4 protein-coding genes, 1 tRNA gene and 1 pseudogene are annotated in these 4,857 nt (G+C 56.5%); 2 read left to right on the top strand and 4 right to left on the bottom strand.

All coding sequences use genetic code 11. The annotated features are described in order from the left end of the window. The 4 genes and pseudogenes from VK725_RS03140 to pilV all read right to left on the bottom strand — a co-directional run. Nucleotides 1-663, bottom strand: a pseudogene (locus VK725_RS03140) (hypothetical protein); the annotation flags it as partial. A gap of 169 nt (nt 664-832) precedes the next feature. After that, the gene (locus tag VK725_RS03135) at nt 833-1,579 is read right to left on the bottom strand and encodes a pilus assembly PilX family protein (RefSeq protein WP_325316601.1); all 747 of its coding nucleotides are present in this window, start codon (nt 1,577-1,579) and stop codon (nt 833-835) included. Continuing rightward, nucleotides 1,536-2,918 carry a PilW family protein gene (locus tag VK725_RS03130; RefSeq protein WP_325316600.1) on the bottom strand — a complete coding sequence of 461 codons (1,383 nt, stop codon included), beginning with the start codon at nt 2,916-2,918 and terminating at the stop codon, nt 1,536-1,538. Before VK725_RS03130 ends, VK725_RS03135 begins: the two co-directional genes overlap by 44 nt. Then, on the bottom strand, nt 2,915-3,442 hold the full coding sequence (gene pilV / locus VK725_RS03125) for a type IV pilus modification protein PilV (RefSeq protein ID WP_325316599.1): 528 nt from the start codon (nt 3,440-3,442) through the stop codon (nt 2,915-2,917). The genes VK725_RS03130 and pilV overlap by 4 nt, the downstream gene beginning before the upstream one ends. 171 nt (nt 3,443-3,613) lie before the next feature. Here pilV and VK725_RS03120 point away from each other — a divergent pair. Together VK725_RS03120 and VK725_RS03115 are read left to right on the top strand one after the other, a co-directional pair. Beyond that, nucleotides 3,614-3,689: transfer RNA gene (locus VK725_RS03120), tRNA-Thr, on the top strand. A gap of 172 nt (nt 3,690-3,861) precedes the next feature. After that, a partial coding sequence (locus VK725_RS03115; protein ID WP_325316598.1) for a tyrosine-type recombinase/integrase occupies nt 3,862-4,857 on the top strand: 996 nt, incomplete at its 3' end.

Here is a 4,857-nt window from a genome sequence, read left to right as displayed (position 1 = left end):
GACGGTTGTACAGCGAACGTCGGAGTCGGTCGACTGACACGTCGGAACAGGTGCCTGGATGGCGTGCAGCATCCCGTCATTGGCGCCTACATAAATCATGGGAGAACGATTGGCATTTGCCGAGACGAACTGATCGTACGTTTGCGCATAGGCATCCATCTCGGGCGCAAGTACCGATTTTCCGTCGATTTTGGTTGGCCAGCGGCTAGGATAACGGCCGCTCGGATAGGCTACGTACAAAACCTGAGAATGGATGATGGCGCCGAGCAAGTTGTCGCGTTTGCGCATGACACCATTCAACTCATCGCTGCGCATGCCACGCAGATAGTCGACCCGCGCAGCCAAGGTGTCGCTCACCGGATCCTTTGGCGATGGTCTCATGAGACCTTTCGCCTCGACGACGTCAAAGTTAGTAGATGGTTCGAATACGGCACCCGTTACAGTCCCATCGTCATTTGCGAGCGCGGTAAAAATGATTCGGCTGTCCGGCGCTGTCTCACCGGTGAGGATAGCACCGGCATCCCATACGCGTTGGGTGGGAGCGCCATTCGGACTCAAGGCAAATGCCTGCAATGTTCCCGCCCAATCAATAGGGTCATAGCCGCCCATAAACGCAAGCGAACCCGCTCCCGCTATGGAGGTATTGAGGCCAAGAATGCCCATGGCTGGAGTCGCCAACGCGTTATCGAGAGGCCGAGGGCTTAGCTCGGCTGTTCCAGGCGGACTGCTCTCCTGCGCTATTGCGCCACAAGCAATGAAAATCATCGCGCACGCCGAATGCTTGAGTCGATGCATTGCCACCGTTGATATCGTCAACACGACGTGCTCCGAATTAATGAGCCACGGGCACGTCGAACGTGCTTTGCACAACGCTGACTATGTTCGGATTGCCACCAGTGCCCCGCGCTGTGATACGAAAGACATGGGTATCAAGCTGGTCCGCGCCATCGTTGTTCGAACCGGTGTTGCCAGACTCATGCAGACCACCCACGCCTGGCGGCCTTTCCGCTCCCAGGTCCTCAATGATGTAGACAGGGTTTCGCGCCAGCACGGCCGTCAGCTGCCCCCGCTCGGTCGTGTAACCTTTATGCGAGGGACCGTCGTATGTCACACCGATATTCGCCAGCCAACCTTGTGTGCTTTGAAATTGGGTGACTGCACCGTTGGCTCCGTAAGGAGCGGATAGCGGCTGATAAACCACACAACCATCGTCTCCGGAAAGGGAGCCATTCGTGCAATGAAGATGAGCTCCAACCTGAGAGGCCATGGACCAAAGCTTGTACTCCGCACCGCGCAACGCAGTCTCGGCACTCATTCTGGCTTGCTGCGCGTTGCGAAAACTGCCGGCGATCCGCTCCTGCAATAACGAATGTTGTGAAGCACTAAACGCCAGCACGCTCATAAGCAAAAGAAAGATCAACGTAATCAGCAAGACAAAGCCTTGCTGCGGATGCTTATAACATCGTTCGGTCAGTAGTTTCCTGTGTTGTGACAGCACGCCGATATCCTTTCGACTCATGAGATGAAAAGCATTTTTAAGGATTGAAATTGCGCAGGGCGACGACGGCGGAAAATTCACGCCGTAGCATGGCCAAAGGGAAACCCTGTTGAAGTGGCGTTACCTTGCGACTGGCATCGTTGGCCGGCTTGGGTATCAATGCGCTATGGGAAGCATCGTCAGATGCGTAGGTGTAGGTAAGTTCGTCCTGCGTCAACGAATAGAGCGGTTGCTGACCGTCCAGCAGCATGTCAATCTCGATGAGGCTGATGGCCCCCCATAAACACCCTCGATCATCACTACCGTGTATGGGGAGTCGTGCCACCGATCCGCAATCAGCACGCGTGCTCGCGTCGACCTGGGCCGCCGTGTAATAACGCACCGATCCATCGGCGAATTGCACGCCGTATTTGAAATCGAGCCGTTCAACGCCTCGCGCAATCTCCTCCGCCCGTCCGTCTCGCACGCCGGTACTGCCGCCGTTGATCCGACGCACGAGTGCGCCGGTCGTATGTCCCTGACCATCACCGCTGTCGACCACCTTGAGGTAATACGTCACCGTCCTAAAATCGCGACTGAGATCGAACAGCTTCGGTGCAACCATGTTTTCGAAGGCAGTGGGCTGAGCAAAGTTGCTTCCTGTGGACAGAATTTGGCTGCTCGTTTGTCCGGACACCGCAAAGATCTGCGCGCTCGAACAATCTGCCAGCATGGCCAGCGGATCACCCGATTGAAAATCTTTCACCGCTGGCTCGCCTGACATGGGGGCCAATCGGAAAGCGAGCGAACCGTCCGCGTTTGTAATCTGTGTGCTTCCCCGGCCTGCGCTTTCCGGCATGATCGTCCATCCTGCCGATGGATTGAGATAGCGCACCGTGATAACCGATGCGCCTATCACGCGGTTATCGGTCTTTGTGCCCATGGCTGGAATACTGAACCCTTCGGCGCTCTGCTTGCTGCTTGGATCGATCGGCGTGCAGGACTTTGTTGTGCAATCGTAACCACGCATCGTCAGAAACGATGGCAATGAATAAGGCTCCGTCGGCGCCGACGGATACGGAGCACCCCATCGCGTGGTCACATCACTTAGTGCATTCATCAGTACACCGGGATCGCTTGCGTAGACAGTTGGCTGCCGCAACCCATCCAGATAAAGGCCAGATGCCGTTGAATGCGCACCACCGCCTGTGTTGTTGCAGTACTGCGCGCCACTCATGGCCAGATCATCCTTGATTTGCGTGATGGCAAATCGCCCATCCTCCTGCAGACGTGCAAGTTGCGCCTGAGCCTGATAGCTGTGGGATGTCGACACAAATACAGCAACGATACCGGCGCTTATCAACGTGCCCAACACCATCGCTATCATGAGTTCAATTAGCGAGAACCCCCGTTGCCGGAAGACATGAGATGCGGCTGTCACGGCTGGAATTCCCAGGCAAACGTTTGCAATGATTGACCTTCTGCGCTGGCTCCATCCACGGTTACACCACGTTCCATCCAGGTAATGGTCATATCGCAGCTACCGCCATAAGATGGCCGCAATGCAACCTGATCCGGCGTGGGCGTATAGGACACGCCTGCAGCGCTGCAACTAATCTTCGCTTTCGTTGCAGAAGGTAAAAACGTCGCGAGCTGACTGCTCCACAACCCCTTGTCATGCTCGGCCAGTTGCTGCGGCGTACAACCCTGCGTACACCTCTGCACGCCCGAGCTGGGATAGCTACCGTTGTAGTACCCCCTCCACACGCCTATGACGTTGGCACTCATGCGGTCGGCCATGCTTTGCGCTAGAAAAGTCACCTGAGTACGCAGGTAAGCGGTATGAACCGAGCGTGCAGACATCACCAGCAAACCTGCCACTCCCATCAGGCCGATGCTGAAGATCAATAAGGCAATCAAGACTTCGATCAGCGTGATACCCCGCTGACGTGACGCGTGCTGCATGAACGACGTTCCCTGTTATCCAGACGCGCACTTTGGCGCCCCTGGCGACCCGGCACTAGAGCCCGACCGCCCGAAGCGCAATCAGATAACTCCGATGCCGCGCCCCGCCCAATCTGACCCCCAGGCCATGTCTTGCAGGCCGTCAGCCGCCCCCGTAAACTATGCGGCTCCGCCGGAATAGCTCAGTTGGTAGAGCGGCGCATTCGTAATGCGTAGGTCGTAGGTTCGATTCCTATTTCCGGCACCACTTGCTTGTTTCATATCGTCCCAAGACGCTCCATGAAATCAATTAAGCCCGCCAAAAGGCGGGTTTTTTTGTGTCATACCATCCCTCATCAACCCATTGAAGCCCGAGAGTCGTGGGGGTATCTTCGGGGGTACTTTCCCCCGTTGGGGGTATCTCACTCAAGAAGGCTCTGATGGCGAGTGACTCCGGCAAACTCACCGTTCTCAAGGTCAAGGCTGCACAGCCCGGTAAGCATTTCGACGGCGGAGGACTGTTCCTGCACGTGACCGACGCGGGTCGCTATTGGCGCATGAAGTATCGCTACGCTGGCAAGGAGAAATTGCTTGCACTGGGCGTATACCCAGAGGTAGGACTTAGCGAGGCACGCCAACGCCGGGACGCTGCCCGCACCGTGCTGCGCGGTGGGAATGACCCGGCGCTAGTCAAGCGGGATCGCAAAGTGGCCAACGTATTGGCGGCAGGCAACACCTTCGCTGCTATCGGAGAAGAGTGGCTAAAGAAACAAAAGTCTCGGATGGCGGAGGCAACCTATACCAAGGCCGTTTGGACGCTGAGTGACTTAGTCAACCCTTGGATCGGCCATCGCCCTGTCACTGAGATCGATGCTCCAGAAATGCTGAAACTCCTAAGACGCATCGAGGAACGCGGTGCGCACGAAACCGCCCATCGTACGAAGCAACGATGCGCACAGATTTTCCGCTATGCAATTGCGACCGGCCGAGCCAAGCATGACCCGACTGCCGATCTACGCGGGGCCTTAGCGCCCGTAGTATCAAAATCCCGAGCAGCTATCACCGACCCAATGAAGGTTGGAGAGCTATTACGCGCGATCGACGGATATACGGGCGGCTTAATCGCCAAGTCTGCCCTGAGGCTAGCACCACTGGTATTTGTTCGCCCTGGTGAGCTAAGACAGGCCGAATGGAGCGAGTTCGATTTGGATAACGCTCTGTGGCGCATTCCGGCTAGTAAGATGAAGATGCGCAACGAACATATAGTCCCGCTGCCCTCTCAAGCCGTGGATATCCTACGTGAACTTCAACCACTCACCAGCCGCAGCCGCTATGTGTTTCCCGGCGAACGCAGTGCCAGCCGGCCAATGTCGGAAAACACCGTTAACGCCGCTCTGCGTCGCCTTGGTTTTGACAAGGACACGATGACTGGACAC

Source organism: Dyella sp., assembly GCF_035486915.1.
In the GTDB taxonomy this organism is placed as follows: domain Bacteria; phylum Pseudomonadota; class Gammaproteobacteria; order Xanthomonadales; family Rhodanobacteraceae; genus Dyella_B.
Note: the sequence above shows the minus strand (reverse complement) of the source record. Positions and strands in the feature narration are given on the sequence as shown.

Bases quoted from the DNA above. Each gene is read 5' to 3' on its own strand.
- pilV (WP_325316599.1), bottom strand. From the start codon at position 3,442: ATGCAGCACGCGTCACGTCAGCGGGGTATCACGCTGATCGAAGTCTTG.